Here is a 19042-nt window from a genome sequence, read left to right as displayed (position 1 = left end):
AATGCAGCTGCTCAGCGCGTCCGCACCTGGCAAGGAGCGCCCGGAGAACCTCGCCGAGCGCATCTACCTGCAGCTCAAGGACGACATCTTCGAGTTCCGCCTGCTGCCGGGTGATCGCTTTTCCGAGGGCGAGATCGCCGAGCGCATGGCGGTCAGCCGTACGCCGGTGCGCCAGGCGCTGTATCGCCTGCAGCGCGAGGACTATTTGCAGGTGTATTTCCGCAGCGGCTGGCAGGTCAAGCCGTTCGACTTCGCGCATTTCGAGGAGCTGTACGAAGTGCGCATCGTCCTAGAACTGGAAGCCGTACGGCGTTTGTGCGCACGCGCCCAAGACGAGCACTGCACTGCCCTGGAGCAACTCAAGCGCACCTGGTTGGTGCAACCCGAACAGCGTTTGCAGGACGGCCGCGAAGTATCGCGCCTGGATGAGCGTTTTCACTGCCAGTTGGTGGAAGCCGCAGGCAACCGCGAGATGGCCCGTCTGCATGCCGAGGTCAGCGAGAAAATCCGCATTATCAGGCGCTTGGACTTCACCCAGAGCCCGCGCGTGGCGGCCACTTATGAGGAACACGGACAAATACTCGGGGCGATTCTGTCGCGCCGGTGCGAAGAGGCACAGCTATTGCTCAAGACCCATATAGAGGTCAGCAAGGCGGAAGTGCGCAAGATCACCCTGCACATGCTGCACAGCGCGCGTCAGCGCGCCATGCCAGCACCAGAGGTGAAGACCTGAAGTGAAGACCCAGGGCCCATGCCCTGTTTCAACTGCCAGACAAACAACTAAAAACCAGCAGCTCAAACACTTAAGTTCGTCAATGGAGATCGCACCATGCAACGTCGCAATCTGATCAAGGCCTTTACCCTCACCGCTTCCATCGCCGCCATGGGCATGACCTGGACCGTACAGGCCGCCGAGACCATCAAGGTCGGCATCCTGCACTCGCTGTCCGGCACCATGGCCATCTCGGAAACTTCGCTGAAAGACATGGCGCTGATGACCATCGACGAGATCAACGCCAAGGGCGGCGTGAACGGCAAACAACTGGAAGCCGTGGTGGTTGACCCCGCCTCCAACTGGCCGCTGTTCGCCGAGAAAGGCCGCCAGCTGCTGACCCAGGACAAGGTCGACGTGGTGTTCGGCTGCTGGACCAGCGTGTCGCGCAAATCCGTACTGCCGGTGTTTGAAGAGCTCAACGGCCTGCTGTTCTACCCGGTGCAGTACGAAGGCGAAGAGATGTCGCCGAACGTCTTCTACACCGGCGCTGCGCCAAACCAGCAGGCCATTCCAGCGGTCGAGTACCTGATGAGCGAAGACGGCGGCGCGGCCAAGCGCTACTTCCTGCTCGGCACCGACTACGTCTACCCGCGCACCACCAACAAGATCCTGCGCGCCTTCCTGATCAGCAAGGGCGTAGCTGAAAAAGACATCGAAGAGGTCTACACCCCGTTCGGTCACAGCGACTATCAAACCATCGTCGCCAACATCAAGAAGTTCTCCGCGGGCGGCAAGACTGCGGTGATCTCCACCGTCAACGGCGACTCCAACGTGCCGTTCTACAAGGAGCTGGCCAACCAGGGCCTGGAAGCCACCGACGTGCCGGTCGTGGCCTTCTCCGTGGGTGAAGAAGAACTGCGCGGCATCGACACCAAACCACTGGTCGGCCACCTGGCGGCGTGGAACTACTTCCAGTCGGTAGAGAACCCGGTAAACAGCGAATTCGTCGCCAAGTGGAAGGCCTACGCCAAAGCCAAGAACCTGCCAGGTGCCGACAAGGCCGTAACCAACGACCCGATGGAAGCCACCTACGTCGGCATCCACATGTGGGCCCAGGCCGTGGAAAAAGCCGGCACCACCGATGTCGATAAAGTGCGCACCGCCCTTTACGGCCAGACCTTCGCCGCACCGAGCGGCTACACCCTGACCATGGACAAGACCAACCACCACCTGCACAAGCCGGTAATGATCGGTGAAATCCAGGAAGACGGGCAGTTCTCGGTGGTCTGGGAAACCAGCAGCCCGGTCCGCGCCCAGCCGTGGAGCCCGTTCATCGAAGGCAACGACAAGAAGCCGGATTACGCGGTCAAGTCGAACTAAGCACCTGTCAGTAAGCCCGGATGTATGCCGGGAACGCCCTGCCCGGAATACATCCGGGCCAAGGCTTACCAGCCGCCGCGCCCACGCGGCTGGTACTCCCAAAGGACTGCCCTATGCCCACTGCCTTTACCCGAATTCTGCTGAGCCTGCTGTTGTTGCTGCCGCTAGCCGCGCACGCCGGTGACGCCCAGGACTTTGTCGCCGCCAACCCAGCAAAGCAGGCCAGCCTGCTGGAACGCTGGTCCGCCGCCCCCGATGCCGCGCGCCTGCCGCTGCTCGAAGCCCTGCAACAAGGTCGCGTCGCCGCCGACAGCAGTAAAACCGCCTTTATCGAAGTAAGTGGCGCTTATCAACCCGCCGAAGGCGACGCTGTGCCCACTGAAACACCACGCAAACTGCGCCTGAACAACCGCCTGCGCGGCCTGATCGCCACTGCGGTGGCCAGCCACCAGCTGCTGGTCGATGACCCGGCGCTGCGCCTGGCTGCCGCCCAGCAACTGCAAAAGAGTGCCAAACCGGCGCAGCTGCAGCTGCTTAACGCCCAGGTTGCCAGCGAAATCGATGATGCCGTGCGCGATGCCCTGACGCTGGCCCTGGCCAACCTGCAGCTGGTCGACAGCGATCTGGCCGTACGCCTAGCCGCCGTGCGCCTGCTCGGTGAAACCGGTGATCCGCTGGCCCGCACCCGCCTGGAAGCCCTGCTCGACCCGGCCGTAGAAAGCGACCCAACGGTACGCACCGCCGCCGAAACCAGCCTGGCTCAGGTCAAGCGCAAACTGCTGATCGGTGAGCTGCTCGGCCAGGCCTTCAGCGGCCTGTCGCTCGGTTCGATCCTGCTGCTCGCCGCGCTGGGCCTGGCCATCACCTTCGGCCTGCTCGGGGTGATCAATATGGCCCACGGCGAGATGCTGATGCTCGGTGCCTACTCCACCTATATGGTGCAAATCACCTTCCAGAAGCTGGCGCCCGACTACCTCGCGCTCTACCCGCTCGCCGCACTGCCAGTGGCGTTCTTCGTCACCGCCGCCATCGGCATGGCGCTAGAGCGCACGGTAATCCGCCACCTCTACGGTCGCCCGCTGGAAACCCTGCTGGCCACCTGGGGCATCAGCCTGATTCTGATCCAGCTGGTGCGGGTGATCTTCGGCGCGCAGAACGTCGAAGTGGCCAACCCCTACTGGCTGTCCGGTGGCATTCAGGTGCTGCCGAACCTGGTGCTGCCGTACAACCGCATCGTGATCATCGGCTTCGCCCTGTTTGTAGTGGTGCTGACCTGGCTGCTGCTGAACAAGACCCGCCTCGGCCTTAACGTGCGTGCCGTGACGCAGAACCGCAATATGGCCGCCTGCTGCGGCGTGCCGACCGGCCGGGTGGACATGCTGGCGTTTGGTTTGGGCTCAGGTATCGCAGGCCTCGGCGGCGTGGCCCTGAGCCAGATCGGCAACGTCGGCCCCGACCTCGGCCAGAGCTACATCATCGACTCCTTCCTGGTGGTGGTGCTCGGCGGCGTCGGCCAGCTCGCCGGCAGCGTGATGGCCGCCTTCGGCCTGGGCATCGCCAACAAGATTCTCGAACCGCAGATCGGTGCCGTGCTCGGCAAGATCCTTATCCTCGCGCTGATCATTCTGTTTATTCAGAAGCGCCCGCAAGGTCTGTTTGCTTTGAAAGGACGGGTGATCGACTGATGACTATGCCACTCAACCAAACGTTGCTGGCCCGCGCCAGCGCCAAGCTTGGCCCGCAAGCCTCCATGGCCATCGGCTTGCTGGTACTCGCCGTGCTGCTGGCTATGCCTCTGCTGCACCTGCTGCCGGCGGAGCACGCCCTGCATGTTTCGGCCTATAGCCTGACCCTGGTCGGCAAGATTCTCTGCTACGCCATAGTCGCACTGGCGCTCGATCTGGTGTGGGGTTACGCCGGCCTGCTGTCGCTCGGCCACGGCCTGTTCTTTGCCCTCGGCGGTTACGCCATGGGTATGTACCTGATGCGCGAAGCGGCCGGCGACGGCCTGCCGGCGTTTATGAGTTTCCTCGCCTGGACCGAACTGCCCTGGTACTGGTACGGCACCAGCAACTTCCTCTGGGCGCTGTGTCTGGTGGTGCTGGCCCCTGGGTTGCTGGCGCTGGTGTTCGGCTTCTTCGCCTTCCGTTCGCGGATCAAGGGCGTGTACTTCTCGATCATGACCCAGGCGCTGACCTTCGCCGGCATGCTGCTGTTCTTTCGCAACGAAACCGGCTTTGGCGGCAACAACGGCTTTACCAACTTCCGCACCATTCTCGGCTTCGATATCACCTCGGCGCACACCCGCGCGGTGCTGTTCTTCGCCACGGTGGTGTTGCTGGTGGCCAGCCTGTACCTGGGCTGGCGACTGGCACGCAGCAAGTTCGGCCGGGTGCTCACCGCGCTGCGTGATGCGGAAAACCGCCTGATGTTCTGCGGCTACGACCCGCGCGGCTACAAGCTGTTTATCTGGGTGCTCAGCGCCGTGCTGTGCGGCCTGGCTGGCGCCTTGTATGTGCCGCAGGTGGGCATCATCAACCCCAGCGAAATGTCGCCGACCAACTCCATCGAAGCGGCTGTCTGGGTGGCCCTCGGTGGGCGCGGCACGCTGATCGGCCCGCTGCTCGGCGCAGGCTTGGTCAACGGTATGAAGAGCTGGTTTACCGTGGCCTTTCCCGAGTACTGGCTGTTCGCCCTGGGCTTTCTGTTTATCGTCGTGACGCTGTTCCTGCCGAAAGGCGTGATCGGCTTGTTACGTAAAAAAGGAGAGCAATGATGCGCGCCACTCCGGTCCCCGAATTTATGCTCGAACCCGCCTATGATCCGGCCGGCAGCGGCCGTGATGCGATTGGTGCCAGCACCCTGGCCAGCAAGGGCCTGAACGTCCGTCACGGCACCATCCTGACCCTGGAAGACATCAACGTCAGCTTCGATGGTTTCAAGGCCCTGACCAACCTGACGCTGTATATCGGCGTCGGTGAACTGCGCTGCATCATCGGCCCCAACGGTGCCGGCAAGACCACCATGATGGACGTGATCACCGGCAAGACTCGCCCAGACAACGGCGTCGCCTACTTCGGTGAAACCCTCGACCTGACCCAGATGAGCGAAGTGGAAATCGCCCAGTCCGGCATCGGCCGCAAGTTCCAGAAGCCGACTGTGTTCGAGGCGCTGAGCGTGTTCGAAAACCTCGAGCTGGCGCAGAAAACCAACAAGTCGGTGTGGGCCAGCCTGCGCGCCAAACTCAGCGGCGAGCAGAAAGACCGCATCGATGAAGTGCTGCAGACGATCAAGCTCGACGCCTCACGCAATCGCCCCGCCGGGCTGTTGTCGCACGGGCAGAAACAGTTTCTCGAGATCGGCATGCTGCTGGTGCAGGACCCGCAACTGTTGCTGCTGGATGAGCCGGTGGCGGGCATGACCGACGCCGAAACCGAGTTCACCGCCGAGCTGTTCAAGTCGCTGGCACGCAAGCATTCGCTGATGGTGGTGGAGCACGACATGGGCTTTGTCGGCAGCATTGCCGACCACGTCACCGTGCTGCACCAGGGCAGCGTGCTGGCCGAAGGCTCATTGGAACAGGTGCAGAACGATGAGCGGGTGATCGAGGTGTATCTCGGCCGCTAGAACGTAGGGTGGATGACGCTTTTCTCATCCACCACAGCCACTGCACGGTGGATCGATAAAGCGCGATCCACCCTACGCATAAACAAGGACATCGACATGCTGCAAGTTGAGCAACTGCATCAGTACTACGGCGGCAGCCATATCCTCCGGGGTCTGTCGTTCGACGTGAAGGTCGGCGAAGTCACCTGCCTGCTCGGGCGTAACGGCGTGGGCAAGACCACATTGCTGAAATGCCTGATGGGCCTGATCCCCGCAAAGGAAGGCGCGGTGAAGTGGGAAGGCCAGCCCATCACCGCCTTCAAACCGCACCAGCGCGTGCACGCCGGCATCGCCTACGTGCCCCAGGGCCGGGAGATCTTTGGCCGCCTGACCGTGGAAGAAAACCTGCTGATGGGCCTGTCACGCTTTCCCGGCAGCGAAGCCAAGGTGGTGCCGGAATTTATCTACGAGCTGTTCCCGGTGCTGCGCGAGATGAAGCAACGTCGTGGTGGCGACCTCTCCGGCGGCCAGCAGCAACAGCTGGCCATCGGCCGCGCGCTGGCGAGCAAACCGCGCCTGCTGATCCTCGACGAGCCCACCGAAGGCATTCAGCCTTCGGTGATCAAGGAGATCGGCGTGGTGATCAAGAAGCTCGCCGAGCGTGGAGATATGGCTATTTTGCTGGTCGAGCAGTTCTATGACTTTGCCGCCGAGTTGGCCGACCAGTATCTGGTGATGAGCCGGGGCGAAATCGTTCAGCAGGGCCGTGGCGAGACCATGGAAGCCGATGGCGTGCGCGGCTTGGTTGCCATCTGAATGACGACGCTGGCACTGCACTTTGCGCATAATCAGGCTTTCGCCCACGGACTCGAGGCTCCGATGTTTGCCCTGCGTCACGCCCTGCTCCCGCTCACTGCACTGACGGGCATAGTTCTGCTGATCTGGGCCGGCAGCCAGCCGGACTACTGGATGCTGCGCGCCCTGCCCGCCGGCAGCGAACTGCCCTACCCGCTAAAACCGGTGCTGATTTTCTGCGCCGTCGTCCTGGCCGAATGCGGCCTGCTACTGGCGATACTGCGTCCGCGCTCCTATTGCCGTTCCTGGGGCCGTGCGCTGTGCGCCTGCCTGCTGGCCATCGGCCTGGCGCTATTCTGGCTGCAAGGTGCGCTGCATGCACCGCCCTACTACGGCATGCACCTGCAATGGTGGTTGGCGGTCAGCCTTGGGCTGGTTCTGCTAAGTGTTTACTCCGCCGTGCAAGCCTGGCGCCAACGGCGCAACCGGGTGAAGGCATGAACGCACCCGTCGCCGTCTTCACCCCCAGCTGGCACGCCGAGCTGGAGCTGGGTTATGGCCGCGACGGTGACTGCACACGGCCGACCTTGCGCCGGCATAAAGGCCCGCTGCGGGTGCAGAGGCACCTGTACGCCGAAGGGCCCGAGGTGTGTCAGCACATCATCGTCCACCCGCCCGGCGGCATCGCCGGCGGTGATCGCCTGGATATTTCAGCCAAGGTCGACAGCAACGCCTGGGCGCAATTGACCAGTCCCGGTGCAGCCAAGTGGTTCCGCGCCGCCGGCCCGGCGTACCAAAGCCTCAAGCTGCGCGTCGAAGCCGGTGCCACCCTGGAATGGCTGCCGCAGGAAACCATTGTCTACGCCGCCGCACAGGCGGAACTGACCACCGAGATCGACCTGCACGGCGATGCCAAGCTGCTCTACTGGGACATCGTTGCCCTCGGCCGTCCGGCCAGCGGTGAACGCTTCGATGCCGGCCACTTCCAGGCCCAGCTGAATATCCGCCGCGACGGCCAGCTGATCTGGCACGAACGTCAGCGCGTGGTCGGTGGTGATGGCCTGCTCGACTCACCGATCGGCCTGGCGGGCAAACCGGTGTTTGCCACCCTGCTGATCAGCGGTGAAATCGACAGCGACCTGCTGGAGCACTGCCGCAACCTGAGCACAGCGGTGCGCGGCGATCTGAGCCAATTACCCGGCCTGCTGGTGGCCCGCTGCCTGGCGAGCGAGGCTCTGCACGCACGCGCCTGGCTGATTGCCCTCTGGCAGCTATTGCGCCCGGCCCTGCTCGGCCGCACGGCCGTCCCCCCAAGAATCTGGAGCACCTGAACGATGGACCTGACCCCCCGCGAAAAAGACAAACTGCTGATCTTCACCGCCGGCCTGGTGGCCGAACGCCGCCTGGTCCGTGGGGTAAAGCTCAACTACCCGGAAGCCATGGCCTATATCTCCGCCGCGCTGCTGGAAGGCGCCCGTAATGGCCAGACCGTGGCCGAGCTGATGCACTTCGGCACCACCCTGCTGACTCGCGATCAGGTGATGGAAGGCATCGCGGAGATGATCCCGGAGATTCAGGTCGAAGCGACCTTTCCTGACGGTACCAAGCTGGTCACCGTCCATCAGCCGATCGCCTAAGGAACCCATCCAATGTCTACTGCGCTTGCCCATGCTGCGTTGCAAGTTGGCTCGGATTGCTCATTGACAGGCGTCAACTGCGCATCCTCGCCAACTTGCGCCTTGCCTGAGCTGCGCTCGCTACGACCTTGAATGGATTCCTGGAAAACACATGATTATCCAAGACGCTACCGCCGCCGACCTGCCTGCCATCCTGGCCATCTACAACGATGCCGTGCAGCACACCACGGCGATCTGGAACGAAACCCTGGTCGACCTGGGCAACCGCCAGGCCTGGCTAAATGAACGCACCGCGGCCGGCTTTCCGGTGCTGGTGGCCCACAGCGACACGGGCGAGGTGCTCGGCTATGCCAGCTACGGCACCTGGCGCGCCATTGAAGGCTTTCGCCACACCGTTGAGCACTCGGTGTATGTACGCAGCGACCAACGCGGTCAGGGACTCGGCCCGTTGCTCATGCACGCCTTGATCGAACGCGCGCAAGCAGCCGGCCTGCACGTGATGGTCGCCGCCATCGAGAGCGGCAACAGCGCCTCGATCCGCCTGCACGAGCGCCTCGGTTTCGTCACCACCGGCCAGATGCCCCAGGTCGGCCGCAAGTTCGGCCGCTGGCTGGACCTCACCTTTATGCAGCTGATGCTTCACCCCGAAAGGAGTGAAGCCTGATGCTGAGCATTGAGCGCCTCGACGCAGCTGACTTTGAGCCTTATCGCCAGGGCCTGCGGGCCCTGCTGCTCGACTCCGTGGCACATGGCGCCTCGGTGGGCTTTCTCGCCGACCTCGATGCTGACGCAGCCAATGCCTATTTCGACCAGGTACTGGCCGGCATACATGACGGCACCCACCTGCTCTGGCTGGCCCGTGAGCAGGACCAGGTGCTGGGCAGCGTGCAACTGGTGCTGTGCCAGAAACCTAATGGCCTCAACCGCGCCGAAGTGCAGAAGCTACTGGTACACAGCAACGCCCGCCGCCGAGGCATCGCCAACAGCCTGATGCAGCGCCTGGAAGGTGAAGCAGCCGAGCGGCAACGCGGTTTGCTGTACCTGGACACCGAAGCCGGCAGCGATGCCGAAGCCTTCTATCAGGCACTTGGCTACAGCTGCATCGGCGGGCTACCCGACTATGCCTGTGGCCCTGACGGCCAATACCGAGCAAACGCCATCTACTACAAAACCTTGTCGAGGCCACAGCCATGATTCCCGGCGAATACCAGATTCAGGACGGCGAAATCGAGCTTAATGCCGGCCGTCGCACGATCAGTTTGAGCGTGGCCAACAGCGGCGACCGGCCCATCCAGGTCGGCTCGCACTATCACTTCTTCGAAACCAATGACGCGCTGACCTTTGACCGCAGCGCCGCACGCGGTATGCGCCTGAATATCCCGGCCGGCACTGCAGTGCGCTTCGAGCCGGGGCAGAGCCGCGAAGTGGAACTGGTCGAGCTGGCCGGCCATCGACGCGTGTTCGGCTTTGCCGGACGGGTGATGGGCGAACTGGATTAAGCGCACCCACAGGGAAATTCGTTCACCTGTAGGAGCGGGCTTGCCCGCGAAAGTGAGCGCAGCGAACGATTGCAAACCCAATTGAATCTGAAGGCGAACCCATGAAAATCTCCCGCCAAGCCTATGCCGATATGTTCGGCCCCACCGTCGGCGACAAGGTGCGCCTGGCCGACACCGAGCTGTGGATCGAAGTGGAGCAGGACTTCACCAGCTATGGCGAGGAAGTGAAGTTCGGCGGCGGCAAGGTGATCCGCGACGGCATGGGCCAGGGTCAACTGTGTGCAGCGGATGTGGTCGATACCCTGATCACCAACGCGCTGATCATCGACCACTGGGGCATCGTCAAGGCCGACGTAGGCCTCAAGGACGGCCGCATCGCCGCCATCGGCAAGGCCGGCAACCCGGATATCCAGCCCGACGTGACCATCGCCATCGGTGCCGGCACCGAGGTAATCGCCGGCGAGGGCATGATCCTCACGGCGGGCGGTATCGACACCCATATCCACTTTATCTGCCCGCAGCAGATCGAAGAGGCGTTGATGAGTGGGGTGACCACCATGATCGGCGGCGGCACCGGGCCGGCCACCGGCACCAACGCCACCACCTGCACCTCGGGGCCCTGGCATATGGCGCGCATGCTGCAGGCCGCCGACGCCTTCCCGATGAACCTGGGTTTTACCGGCAAGGGCAATGCCAGCTTGCCGGAGCCGCTGATCGAGCAGGTCAAGGCCGGCGCCATCGGCCTCAAACTGCACGAAGACTGGGGCACCACTCCAGCGGCCATCGACAACTGCCTGAGCGTGGCCGACCAGTACGACGTGCAGGTGGCGATCCACACCGACACGCTGAACGAGTCCGGCTTCGTCGAAACCACCCTCGGCGCGTTCAAGGGCCGCACCATTCACACCTATCACACCGAAGGTGCCGGCGGCGGCCATGCGCCTGACATTATCAAGGCCTGCGGCTTTCCTAATGTTCTGCCCAGCTCGACCAATCCGACCCGACCGTTCACCAAGAACACCATCGATGAACACCTGGACATGCTGATGGTCTGCCACCACCTCGACCCGAGCATTGCCGAGGACGTGGCCTTCGCCGAGAGCCGCATCCGCCGTGAAACCATCGCCGCCGAGGACATCCTGCATGACCTCGGCGCCTTCTCGATGATCAGCTCCGACAGCCAGGCCATGGGCCGGGTTGGCGAGGTGATCACGCGCACCTGGCAGACCGCAGACAAGATGCACAAGCAACGCGGCCCGCTGGACGGCGACGGCCCGGGCAACAGCAACTTCCGGGTCAAACGCTATATCGCCAAATACACCATCAACCCGGCGATCACCCACGGCATCAGCCATGAAGTGGGTTCGATTGAAGTGGGCAAGTGGGCCGATCTGGTGCTCTGGCGCCCGGCGTTCTTTGGGGTCAAGCCGACGCTGATTTTGAAAGGCGGGGCGATTGCCGCCAGCCTGATGGGCGACGCCAATGCCTCGATCCCGACGCCGCAACCGGTGCATTACCGGCCGATGTTCGCCAGCTACGGCGGTAGCCGGCATGCCACCAGCATCACCTTTATCAGCCAGGCCGCGCTTGCTGCAGGTGTACCTGAGCAGCTGGGACTGAAGAAGAAGATCGGTGTGGTCAAAGGCTGCCGCGAAGTGCAGAAGACCGACTTGATCCACAACGATTACCTGCCAAATATCGAAGTCGATCCGCAGAACTATCAGGTCAAGGCCGATGGCCAGCTGCTCTGGTGCGAGCCGGCGGATGTACTGCCAATGGCGCAGCGCTATTTCCTGTTCTAAACCCAACAGGAGCGAGGCAGCCTCAGCGCAGCTGACTGTCCTTGCTGCCCCGGCGGTTATAGCCGCTGAACTTGGCCTGCTCCCTGTCGTGCTCGGTCTGGCAGGCCACGCACAGGTGCACGCCGGGGATGGCGTTGCGCCGCGCCTCGGGAATCACCGCGTCGCACTCCTCGCAGTGGCTCAGGCTCTCGCCTTTCGGCAGTTGGCTGCGAGCACGCTGGATGGCGTCCTCGATGCTGCTGTCGATCTGCTCCTGTACCGCACCATCAGTTGCCCAACCACCGGCCATCGCGATTACCCTCCGCTGTGTATGCCTCTAGATATGCGCCGTCTGTGGGCGAATCTCAAGCACGCGTGGTCGCCCTACTCCTTGACCTCCATAAACTCGCGGGCCCAAACGATATAGTCCTCGGGTTGGGTGTAGGTGTGGGTCAACTCGGTGGCACTGAGGTCGCAGGCATCGACGCCGCGCTGCTCACGCAGGCAGTCGTAAGTGGCCTTGATCGCCGCGAAATAAGCCGCATGGCCGTTGACCACTATGCGCACACCGAGGCTGGCCAGACGGGCGTTGTCACGCAGCTTGGGGTTGCCATAGGTGACCAGCATCAGCGGAATACTCAGGGCGGCGGCGATCTGTTCCAGGTGGGCAAAATCCTCGACCCCAACCAGGCAGATGGCATCAGCGCCGGCCGCCTGATAGGCCTGGGTACGGCGAACCACCTCACTGACATCCAGCACGCCGGCATGGGTGCGAGCGATGATCGCCAGGTCTGGATCAACCCGTGCTTCCAGGGCCGCGCGGATTTTGCCGACACCTTCGTCGATGCTGATCAGGTCGGTCGATTTGCGGCCGAATTGCGCCGGCAGCAGCGTGTCTTCGATGGTCAGCGCAGCAATACCGGCGCGCTCCAGTTCCACCACGGTGCGCATTACGTTGAGCGCATTGCCATAGCCGTGGTCAGCATCGGCTATGACCGGCAGGCGGCTGACGCGGCCAATCCGCGTGGCCTGCTCGACAAACTCACTGAGGGTGATCAGGGCGAAATCCGGTGCGGCCAATACTTGTAGTGAAGCTACAGAACCACCCAAGATGCCCACTTCAAAGCCCAGGTCGGCGGCAATTCGAGCAGCCATAGGGTCGAACACAGAAGCGGTGTGATAGCAGCTATTCGAAGCAAGAAGCGCACGAAATTGCGCGCGAAGGTCGTGATGCGAGGTTCTTTGCATGGGGTGCACCATCGGTCATGGTCAATTCTGAGCAAGGGATTATGTAGCAAAACTACAAAACCCGTCATGTAGTAAAACTACATAGTCGACCAGTAACCTTGCGCCCGCCTTTCAGTTCACCTGCCGCGCACTAACCCAAGTCCGCAGGCAAGCGTGGACCAAAGCCGCCACCGGTGAGCAGCCCATAGGCCATCCACAGCATCACCCCGGCATACAGCACGCGGGGTAGCCAGGTGGCCAGCTGTTCGGTCAGGCTATCCAGCTTCTGGGTTTCCACCTCGGCATAGTTGAGCAGGCTGGCCGGTAAGGCGCCACTGGCCTCCCCCGTACAAATCAGCCCAAGGGCCAACCCTTGCCCGGGGAAATCCACACTGGCCAACGCCTGCGCCAGGTTTTGGCCGCGCTGCACAGCCAACTGCACACCGCTGAAGCGTTTGCGCAACGGCGCATGGCGGATCACCGCGCAGGCCTTGGGCAGAGCTTCGAGCATGGGCATGCCAGCCTCCAGCATCAGCCCCAGGCTGTCGAAAAAGTCGCGCAGATTACGCCGCAGCAACGCGGGACCGAGAATCGGCACATTCGCCAACAGGCCATCGAACGGCGAAGCCTCACCAGCAGGCGCGCGCTCACGACGCAGGTAAGACCCACGACCCAGGCCATAGAGCGCGCCCAGCACCAACAACGGCCAGAGCACACCCCACAGATAACCGGCGATGCTCAGCTGACCGCCGACCAATGCGGGCAGCGGCTGGATAAACAGCGCCAGCACCAACACGGCTGCCGGCAACAGCAAGCGTGACTTCACGGCGGCGGCCTGTTGCGCCCGGTGGTTGTAACGCCCGGCCAAGCGCTGATAAACCGCCGCCAGGCAGCCGCTGGTCTGAGCGGCACGCAGCAAGGTGCTGTCCAGCGGGGCGAACAAGCCACTGCGCAGCCCGGCACTGGCCATATCACTACCGCCGGCGATATGGGCTTGCAGGCTGGCCAGCGCAGCCCTGGCGCGCGCTGGCACTTGCAGGCTGAGCAGCGCCCGCTCGACTGGCACACCAGCTTTTTCCATAGCCGCCAGATGGCCGAACAACTGGGCGCGCGCAGCAAAATCAGGCAAGGCAGGACGTGGGGGCGGCATAGGTGGGCTCAACGAAGTCAGATCGACATAACAGGCGTCAGGTTAGCAGGCCGCGAATTGCAGAGCAGCGGGCTATTCAGTTGCCGTCGGTAACTCGGCATGCGGCAGCCAGCGGCGGAATATCTGCGCGAAGCTGCCGTCCTCATGCATGGCATCGAGGGCGCGCCGCCAGCGTTCGACCAGCGCCTTATCGGTCTGCGGGGAGAAGGCGATGTAGTAAGCCGACCGCATAAAGGGCAAGTGCGCCTGCACCTGGTCCGGGCGCAAACCGCCGCTGGCCAGTTCGTCCTTGAGAGTCAGGTCTTCAGTGGCGATCAACTGCACCCGCTCATGTTTGAGCATGGTCACCATATTCTTCGAGCTGGGAACCCCGTAGAGATTCTTGAAACCACGCGCGCTGAGGGTTTCAAAGGTGTACCACTGTTTCGGCACTGCCAGCGGCCCGCTCTCGGCGGCTTGCTGCAGGTTGTCGAAACGCAGATTGCGCGATTTCAGCGAGTAGAAGCTGGTGGTGCCAATCAGCAGCGGGCCGACCCATTGAAACTTGCTCTCACGCTCCGGCGTACGCACAGTGGAGAAGATCGCCGTATTCGGCTCCTGCTGAGCCAGGTGGTAGCCGCGCGTCCAAGGCAGCAGCTCGATCTTGCCGGGGTCGCCGGTACGCTCGATCAGCGCGCGCACCACTTCTACGGCCAGGCCGTGCAACTCGCCATCACGGCTAAAGCTGGTCGGCGGCGCTTCCTCGGTAAGCAGATGCAACTCGGCACGCACAGGCCCGACCAGACAGAGCAGCAGCCAGATCATCAGCGCGCAGCATGGTTTGAGCAAAGTGGGTTCTCCCGGCACTGACTTCAGCCTAGCTCAGAGCCGGGCAAGTCGCGTTATGGCAAGGAAGGTGCGTTCGGCATGCTGAACGGCTGGTTAAACCAGCGCTTATGAATCCGTTCCAGACTGCCATCGCGCAGTAACTCATCAAGGGCCAGCTGCCATTGCCGGACCAGAGCAGGATCGGTGTTATTCGAAAAGGCGATATAGGAGTTGTTACCCATAAAGGTGAACTGCAACTCCACCTCATCACGGCGCATGCCTTGCTGCGAAAGCATGTCATCCAGAGCCAGGTTATTCGCCACCAACAGCTCGATACGGCCGTGCTTGAACATTTTCATCATGTGCTGGGGCGTTGGCACTCCGTAGAGGTTTTTCATACCACGGTCGCTGAGGTACTCATAGGAGTACCACTGTTTGGGCACCGCCAGGGTGTTGAAGCGCTCGACATCCTGCAGCGTGCGCACATTCAACCCGGCGCCGCGTCGCGCATAGAAGCTGGTATGCCCCCGGGCAATCGGCCCGACCCACTGGAACAGCGCCTCGCGCCGTGCGGTGCGCACTGTGGAGAACAAGCCACTGTTGGCCTCGCGCTGCACCTGATGGTAACCACGGGTCCAGGGCACCAGTTCGATGCGGGTGTCCTGTCCGGTACGCTGAATCAGCAGTTCGATCACTTCCACGGCCATACCGGTCAGCTTGCCATCTTCGATATAGCTCAGCGGCCGGTATTCCTCGGTATACAGGCGCAACTCGGCAGCCTGCGCAGATGTACAGCAGCCAAGCAACAACACAACAAACCAGGACTTCAACCACATTGGGCAACACCTGAAACACACGAACAATGGGCCGAAAAACAGAATGATAAACAGCGATTGGTTCAGCAACCAGTCGAGCTCTGCGGCAAATCAGCGCGCGGGCTATGGATTTGCAGTCAGCTCCAACTCCCGCGCTCGCTGCCATTGCGCCAGGTTTTCGCGATTGACCTGCATGACCGGCAACGCGACGCTAACCGGTTGCGGCGGCAGCTCACCACGCAAGCTTTGCGCCGCCAACTGCACGGCCTGATAACCAATGGCGTGAGCCTGCTGAATCATCAGGCTATGGATCTCGCCCTGGCGTAACGCATCGATCAGCAACTCATCGGCATCAAATCCGATATGGAACAGCTCACCGGCTTTATGGAGCCGGCGTAGTGCAGCCAGAGCAGCCCGTGTACTGGTGCTATTGGGGGTAAACACGCCGTCCAGCTGCGGAAGCTGATCACGCAGCGCGTCCACCGCTGCCTGGCTGTCATCGCCGATATAGGCATCGACCAACACCCTCAGCCCCCCTGCTTCAGCCCCCTGGCGAAAGCCACGCTCTCGCTCACTGGTCGAAGTAATACCACGCTGTAAGCGCAATAATGCCACCTGCCCCTGGCCACCAAGTGCCAACGCCAACGCCTGGCCGGCCTGAACACCAGCGCGAAAGTTATCGGTAGCCACCACGCCGCGCACCACGCTGCCGGGCAGATCACGGTCGAAATAGATGGTATTGACTCCACTGGCGGCAAGTTGCTGCACACGCGGGGCAATCTCAGGACCGCTAGGGGCGATGACAAGCGTCTTACAGCCTTGCTCCAGCATCCAATCAATAATCTGTAGCTGGGTTTCCACACGCCCCTCGCGGCTGGGCCCACGAAAGCGCACATTCAAGTCAAGCTCTTTGCCTGCCTGCTGCGCACCGGCCTCCACCTGTACCCAAAAGGGTAGGGCCCCTGCAGCTACAACGCCGATACAATCCTTTGCCAACGTTTGAGTGGCCCAACAGGTCAACGCAACGAATAACAGCGCATATTTCGCTTGGCATCGGCGGTACATCAGCATCACTCCCAGAACCTGACGACGCCATGCATCGCACTCATGCACCGTACCTTAAAGCGCTCAGGCGTCACCGTAGAATTACCGCTATCACTTTAGCATCAGACCATTAGCCTCACCGAGCATGGGACTAGCGGTCATTCGCCAAAAAACGTGGCATACGCCTGCTCCTCACACTTTTTCACACTCCAGGCGACGGTTGGGCTGGTAGCCGCCGTTCAAGCAGGCGATGATCGCGTCTCTTTCCTGCACCTTGAATGACATGACCGATACCACGCAAAGCACTCAGGCCACGCACAAACCCCGCCCGCTGATCGATCTACTGGTCAGTATCCTGATTCCTTCCCTGATCCTGATGAAGCTCAGTGGCGAGAGCCGACTGGGTGCCGACGGCGCGCTGATGCTGGCGCTGGCTTTCCCGCTGGGCTGGGGCAGTTTCGAGCTGCTCAAGTACCGCAAATTCAACTTTATCGCCCTGCTCGGCCTTATCAGTGTGCTGCTTACCGGCGGTATCGGCCTGCTCAAGCTGGACAACCAGTGGCTGGCGATCAAGGAAGCGGCGATCCCCGGCATCATCGGTATTGCCGTGCTGGTATCAACCCGCACCCGCTTCCCGCTGATTCGCACCATGCTGTTCAACAAGACCGTGCTCAACGTCGACAAAATCCATGAGCGCCTGGAGCAGGCCGGTAATACCGAGCTGTTCGAAACGCGCCTGCTCAGAGCCACCTACTGGCTGAGCGGCACCTTCTTCTTCTCCTCGGCAATGAACTACGTGCTGGCCAAGTGGATCGTCATCAGTCCAGCCGGCAGCGAAGCCTTCAACGCCGAACTGGGGCGGATGAACCTGCTCAGTTACCCGATGATCGCGATCCCGTCGATGATCATGCTGATGGCCATCTTCTATTACCTCTGGCGCACCATTCACGGGCTTACCGGCCTCAAGCTGGAAGACGTGATGGCCAATGCCGAGCAGGAAAAGCAGCCTTAAACGACACGGCCTGGCGTACCAAGGGTGTTGACGTTTTCCGCCTACCTCGGCCTGTTTGTTTCGGCCCTTGGCGCCGCCACCCTGCTGCCGCTGCAATCGGAAAGCGTGCTGGTGGCGCTGCTACTCAGCAGCGACTATTCACCCTGGGCGCTGCTGGCGGTGGCCAGCGTCGGCAATATCCTCGGCTCACTGCTCAACTGGCTGCTCGGCCGCTACCTGGAACACTTTCGCCATAAGTCCTGGTTCCCCGTCAGCGAAGCACGCCTGCAGCAGGCACAGCGCGGCTACGCACGGTATGGTCGCTGGTCACTGCTGCTGAGCTGGATGCCGATCATCGGCGACCCGCTGACCCTGGTGGCCGGGGTGATGCGCGAACGCCTGTGGTTTTTCCTGCTGATCGTCAGCCTGGCGAAAACCGCCCGCTATGCTGTATTGGTAGCCCTGACCCTCGGCTGGAGCTGAGTTACACCACGCGCGACACACGCCGTAACGCCAACGGCAAGTCCGAGGTTGAGCATCGGCCATGCCTCCGTGATACTGCGCAGCCTTCGCACAGGCGCGTGCGAGGACAGTCGCAATGCGAAGAAGTGATCTCAGTGGAGCTGCATCCGTGATGAAAAGGAGCGATCTGGTCTGGACCCTGGTGGGGCTCGGCGCCGTGCTGCTGTCGTGCTACTTGCTCTATCACCAAGTGCGCACTATCTCCCTGAATGAAATCGCCGACAGCCTGCGCGCCATTCCACGCCTGGATTGGCTGCTGGCCGCAGCAGCCACCCTTGGCGCCTATAGCGCCCTGGCCTGGTACGACCGCATCGCCCTCGCTCACCTGGGCAAAAAGATTTCCTGGCGCTTTATCAGCCTGTGCTCCTTCACTACCTATGCGCTGGCCCACAACATCGGTGCCTCAGTGTTCTCCGGCGCCCTGGTGCGTTACCGCGCTTACCGCACCAAAGGCATGACGCCGCAGGAGATCGGCATCCTGATCGTCTTCTGCTCCTTTACCTTCGCCCTCGGCACCATCCTCGCCAGCGGCTGCGTACTGGTGCTGGAGCCGGATCTGATCCACCGCGTGGCGAAAGTCACGCCGCTGGTGTCCGAAATCATCGGCGTGCTCCTGCTGCTGTTGGTCGCGCTCTATGTGCTCGGTTCCTGGCGGCACTTCAAGCCCTGGCACTGGGGCAAGCTGCATCTCGAATACCCACGCCTGGGGATTGTCGGCCGCCAACTGCTGGCCGGCCCACTGGAGCTGGCTTGCGCGGCAGCGATCATCTACTTCGCCCTGCCGGCGGAGAACAACCCGGGCTATCTGGTGGTGTTCGGCGTATTCCTCGCCTCGTTCTCGCTGGCGCTGCTGTCTCACGCCCCCGGCGGCCTGGGTGTGCTGGAAGTGACCTTCCTCGCGGCGATGCCCGAGCTGCCAGCGGCGGACGTTCTCGCCGCGCTGATCGTGTTCCGCTGCTTCTACCTGCTGTTGCCGTTCGCCCTGTCGCTACTGGTGGTACTGGGCTTCGAGTGGACGCAGTGGCAGAGCCGCCGCACCACCCCTGACAACCCGCCCTTGCCCTGAGTCGCAC

General features: G+C 62.2%; 22 protein-coding genes. 16 read left to right on the top strand and 6 right to left on the bottom strand.

The window, feature by feature from the left end:
• The first annotated feature begins 1 nt into the window (after position 1).
• The 13 genes from ACIN8IBEIGE_RS01315 (at position 2) to ureC (ending at position 11434) form a co-directional block, all read left to right on the top strand.
• On the top strand, positions 2 to 733 hold the full coding sequence (locus ACIN8IBEIGE_RS01315; protein WP_160013065.1) for a GntR family transcriptional regulator: 732 nt from the start codon (positions 2 to 4) through the stop codon (positions 731 to 733).
• Positions 734 to 829: 96 nt separating this feature from the next.
• A complete protein-coding gene (gene urtA, locus ACIN8IBEIGE_RS01310; RefSeq protein WP_160013064.1) occupies positions 830 to 2095 on the top strand; it encodes an urea ABC transporter substrate-binding protein in 1266 nt (421 codons plus the stop codon).
• Between the two features lie 113 nt (positions 2096 to 2208).
• The gene (gene urtB / locus ACIN8IBEIGE_RS01305; protein ID WP_160013063.1) at positions 2209 to 3780 is read left to right on the top strand and encodes an urea ABC transporter permease subunit UrtB; all 1572 of its coding nucleotides are present in this window, start codon (positions 2209 to 2211) and stop codon (positions 3778 to 3780) included.
• Positions 3780 to 4871, top strand: coding sequence for an urea ABC transporter permease subunit UrtC (gene urtC, locus ACIN8IBEIGE_RS01300; protein ID WP_160013062.1), 1092 nt, complete (start codon positions 3780 to 3782; stop codon positions 4869 to 4871). The genes urtB and urtC overlap by 1 nt, the downstream gene beginning before the upstream one ends.
• Positions 4871 to 5722, top strand: a complete 852-nt coding sequence (urtD, locus tag ACIN8IBEIGE_RS01295; protein ID WP_160013061.1) for an urea ABC transporter ATP-binding protein UrtD — start codon at positions 4871 to 4873, stop codon at positions 5720 to 5722. The genes urtC and urtD overlap by 1 nt, the downstream gene beginning before the upstream one ends.
• A 96-nt stretch (positions 5723 to 5818) precedes the next feature.
• On the top strand, positions 5819 to 6517 hold the full coding sequence (gene urtE, locus ACIN8IBEIGE_RS01290; protein ID WP_160013060.1) for an urea ABC transporter ATP-binding subunit UrtE: 699 nt from the start codon (positions 5819 to 5821) through the stop codon (positions 6515 to 6517).
• Between the two features lie 63 nt (positions 6518 to 6580).
• Entirely contained in the window at positions 6581 to 6997 is a 417-nt protein-coding gene (locus ACIN8IBEIGE_RS01285; RefSeq protein WP_160013059.1) for a hypothetical protein, read from the top strand.
• Complete coding sequence (locus ACIN8IBEIGE_RS01280) at positions 6994 to 7827, top strand: urease accessory protein UreD (RefSeq protein WP_160013058.1); 834 nt, start codon at positions 6994 to 6996, stop codon at positions 7825 to 7827. The genes ACIN8IBEIGE_RS01285 and ACIN8IBEIGE_RS01280 overlap by 4 nt, the downstream gene beginning before the upstream one ends.
• 3 nt (positions 7828 to 7830) lie before the next feature.
• Positions 7831 to 8133 carry an urease subunit gamma gene (ureA, locus tag ACIN8IBEIGE_RS01275; protein WP_160013057.1) on the top strand — a complete coding sequence of 101 codons (303 nt, stop codon included), beginning with the start codon at positions 7831 to 7833 and terminating at the stop codon, positions 8131 to 8133.
• Positions 8134 to 8284: 151 nt separating this feature from the next.
• On the top strand, positions 8285 to 8797 hold the full coding sequence (locus ACIN8IBEIGE_RS01270; protein ID WP_160013056.1) for a GNAT family N-acetyltransferase: 513 nt from the start codon (positions 8285 to 8287) through the stop codon (positions 8795 to 8797).
• The gene (locus ACIN8IBEIGE_RS01265; protein ID WP_160013055.1) at positions 8797 to 9327 is read left to right on the top strand and encodes a GNAT family N-acetyltransferase; all 531 of its coding nucleotides are present in this window, start codon (positions 8797 to 8799) and stop codon (positions 9325 to 9327) included. The genes ACIN8IBEIGE_RS01270 and ACIN8IBEIGE_RS01265 overlap by 1 nt, the downstream gene beginning before the upstream one ends.
• The gene (locus tag ACIN8IBEIGE_RS01260; protein WP_160013054.1) at positions 9324 to 9632 is read left to right on the top strand and encodes an urease subunit beta; all 309 of its coding nucleotides are present in this window, start codon (positions 9324 to 9326) and stop codon (positions 9630 to 9632) included. The genes ACIN8IBEIGE_RS01265 and ACIN8IBEIGE_RS01260 overlap by 4 nt, the downstream gene beginning before the upstream one ends.
• A gap of 101 nt (positions 9633 to 9733) precedes the next feature.
• The gene (gene ureC, locus ACIN8IBEIGE_RS01255; protein ID WP_160013053.1) at positions 9734 to 11434 is read left to right on the top strand and encodes an urease subunit alpha; all 1701 of its coding nucleotides are present in this window, start codon (positions 9734 to 9736) and stop codon (positions 11432 to 11434) included.
• 22 nt (positions 11435 to 11456) lie between these two features.
• Here the strand turns inward: ureC and ACIN8IBEIGE_RS01250 are convergent, their stop codons facing one another.
• The 6 genes from ACIN8IBEIGE_RS01250 to ACIN8IBEIGE_RS01225 form a co-directional block, all read right to left on the bottom strand.
• Entirely contained in the window at positions 11457 to 11723 is a 267-nt protein-coding gene (locus ACIN8IBEIGE_RS01250; RefSeq protein WP_160013052.1) for a DksA/TraR family C4-type zinc finger protein, read from the bottom strand.
• A 74-nt stretch (positions 11724 to 11797) separates the two neighbouring features.
• A complete protein-coding gene (locus ACIN8IBEIGE_RS01245) occupies positions 11798 to 12661 on the bottom strand; it encodes an oxaloacetate decarboxylase (RefSeq protein WP_160013051.1) in 864 nt (287 codons plus the stop codon).
• Positions 12662 to 12791: 130 nt separating this feature from the next.
• Entirely contained in the window at positions 12792 to 13790 is a 999-nt protein-coding gene (locus ACIN8IBEIGE_RS01240; RefSeq protein WP_160013050.1) for a type II secretion system F family protein, read from the bottom strand.
• A gap of 72 nt (positions 13791 to 13862) precedes the next feature.
• On the bottom strand, positions 13863 to 14618 hold the full coding sequence (locus ACIN8IBEIGE_RS01235; protein WP_256665019.1) for an ABC transporter substrate-binding protein: 756 nt from the start codon (positions 14616 to 14618) through the stop codon (positions 13863 to 13865).
• Between the two features lie 53 nt (positions 14619 to 14671).
• Positions 14672 to 15433 (bottom strand): ABC transporter substrate-binding protein, encoded by a 762-nt coding sequence (locus ACIN8IBEIGE_RS01230; RefSeq protein ID WP_160013049.1) that lies wholly within the window; start codon positions 15431 to 15433, stop codon positions 14672 to 14674.
• A gap of 102 nt (positions 15434 to 15535) precedes the next feature.
• A complete protein-coding gene (locus ACIN8IBEIGE_RS01225; protein ID WP_256665018.1) occupies positions 15536 to 16477 on the bottom strand; it encodes a substrate-binding domain-containing protein in 942 nt (313 codons plus the stop codon).
• 262 nt (positions 16478 to 16739) lie between these two features.
• On the opposite strand from ACIN8IBEIGE_RS01225, the gene ACIN8IBEIGE_RS01220 reads away from it, so the two are divergent.
• The 3 genes from ACIN8IBEIGE_RS01220 to ACIN8IBEIGE_RS01210 all read left to right on the top strand — a co-directional run bounded on the left by ACIN8IBEIGE_RS01220 (position 16740) and on the right by ACIN8IBEIGE_RS01210 (position 19035).
• Positions 16740 to 17468, top strand: coding sequence for a VC0807 family protein (locus tag ACIN8IBEIGE_RS01220; RefSeq protein WP_160013047.1), 729 nt, complete (start codon positions 16740 to 16742; stop codon positions 17466 to 17468).
• Positions 17469 to 17492: 24 nt separating this feature from the next.
• Complete coding sequence (locus ACIN8IBEIGE_RS01215; RefSeq protein ID WP_160013046.1) at positions 17493 to 17930, top strand: YqaA family protein; 438 nt, start codon at positions 17493 to 17495, stop codon at positions 17928 to 17930.
• Positions 17931 to 18081: 151 nt separating this feature from the next.
• Complete coding sequence (locus tag ACIN8IBEIGE_RS01210) at positions 18082 to 19035, top strand: YbhN family protein (RefSeq protein ID WP_372239976.1); 954 nt, start codon at positions 18082 to 18084, stop codon at positions 19033 to 19035.
• The last annotated feature ends 7 nt before the right edge of the window (positions 19036 to 19042 follow it).

The sequence above is a fragment of the Pseudomonas sp. 8BK genome, from assembly GCF_902506475.1.
Classification (GTDB): Bacteria; Pseudomonadota; Gammaproteobacteria; order Pseudomonadales; family Pseudomonadaceae; genus Aquipseudomonas; species Aquipseudomonas anguilliseptica.
This window is presented reverse-complemented; position numbering and strand designations above follow the sequence as displayed.

What these genes read in the sequence shown, in the direction of transcription:
- ACIN8IBEIGE_RS01315 (WP_160013065.1), top strand. Translation starts at nt 2, where the DNA reads ATGCAGCTGCTCAGCGCGTCCGCACCTGGCAAGGAGCGCCCGGAGAAC.
- urtA (WP_160013064.1), top strand. Translation starts at nt 830, where the DNA reads ATGCAACGTCGCAATCTGATCAAGGCCTTTACCCTCACCGCTTCCATC.
- urtB (WP_160013063.1), top strand. Translation starts at nt 2,209, where the DNA reads ATGCCCACTGCCTTTACCCGAATTCTGCTGAGCCTGCTGTTGTTGCTG.
- urtC (WP_160013062.1), top strand. Translation starts at nt 3,780, where the DNA reads ATGACTATGCCACTCAACCAAACGTTGCTGGCCCGCGCCAGCGCCAAG.
- urtD (WP_160013061.1), top strand. Translation starts at nt 4,871, where the DNA reads ATGCGCGCCACTCCGGTCCCCGAATTTATGCTCGAACCCGCCTATGAT.
- urtE (WP_160013060.1), top strand. Translation starts at nt 5,819, where the DNA reads ATGCTGCAAGTTGAGCAACTGCATCAGTACTACGGCGGCAGCCATATC.
- ACIN8IBEIGE_RS01285 (WP_160013059.1), top strand. Translation starts at nt 6,581, where the DNA reads ATGTTTGCCCTGCGTCACGCCCTGCTCCCGCTCACTGCACTGACGGGC.
- ACIN8IBEIGE_RS01280 (WP_160013058.1), top strand. Translation starts at nt 6,994, where the DNA reads ATGAACGCACCCGTCGCCGTCTTCACCCCCAGCTGGCACGCCGAGCTG.
- ureA (WP_160013057.1), top strand. Translation starts at nt 7,831, where the DNA reads ATGGACCTGACCCCCCGCGAAAAAGACAAACTGCTGATCTTCACCGCC.
- ACIN8IBEIGE_RS01270 (WP_160013056.1), top strand. Translation starts at nt 8,285, where the DNA reads ATGATTATCCAAGACGCTACCGCCGCCGACCTGCCTGCCATCCTGGCC.
- ACIN8IBEIGE_RS01265 (WP_160013055.1), top strand. Translation starts at nt 8,797, where the DNA reads ATGCTGAGCATTGAGCGCCTCGACGCAGCTGACTTTGAGCCTTATCGC.
- ACIN8IBEIGE_RS01260 (WP_160013054.1), top strand. Translation starts at nt 9,324, where the DNA reads ATGATTCCCGGCGAATACCAGATTCAGGACGGCGAAATCGAGCTTAAT.
- ureC (WP_160013053.1), top strand. Translation starts at nt 9,734, where the DNA reads ATGAAAATCTCCCGCCAAGCCTATGCCGATATGTTCGGCCCCACCGTC.
- ACIN8IBEIGE_RS01250 (WP_160013052.1), bottom strand. Translation starts at nt 11,723, where the DNA reads ATGGCCGGTGGTTGGGCAACTGATGGTGCGGTACAGGAGCAGATCGAC.
- ACIN8IBEIGE_RS01245 (WP_160013051.1), bottom strand. Translation starts at nt 12,661, where the DNA reads ATGCAAAGAACCTCGCATCACGACCTTCGCGCGCAATTTCGTGCGCTT.
- ACIN8IBEIGE_RS01240 (WP_160013050.1), bottom strand. Translation starts at nt 13,790, where the DNA reads ATGCCGCCCCCACGTCCTGCCTTGCCTGATTTTGCTGCGCGCGCCCAG.
- ACIN8IBEIGE_RS01230 (WP_160013049.1), bottom strand. Translation starts at nt 15,433, where the DNA reads ATGTGGTTGAAGTCCTGGTTTGTTGTGTTGTTGCTTGGCTGCTGTACA.
- ACIN8IBEIGE_RS01225 (WP_256665018.1), bottom strand. Translation starts at nt 16,477, where the DNA reads ATGTACCGCCGATGCCAAGCGAAATATGCGCTGTTATTCGTTGCGTTG.
- ACIN8IBEIGE_RS01220 (WP_160013047.1), top strand. Translation starts at nt 16,740, where the DNA reads ATGACCGATACCACGCAAAGCACTCAGGCCACGCACAAACCCCGCCCG.
- ACIN8IBEIGE_RS01210 (WP_372239976.1), top strand. Translation starts at nt 18,082, where the DNA reads ATGAAAAGGAGCGATCTGGTCTGGACCCTGGTGGGGCTCGGCGCCGTG.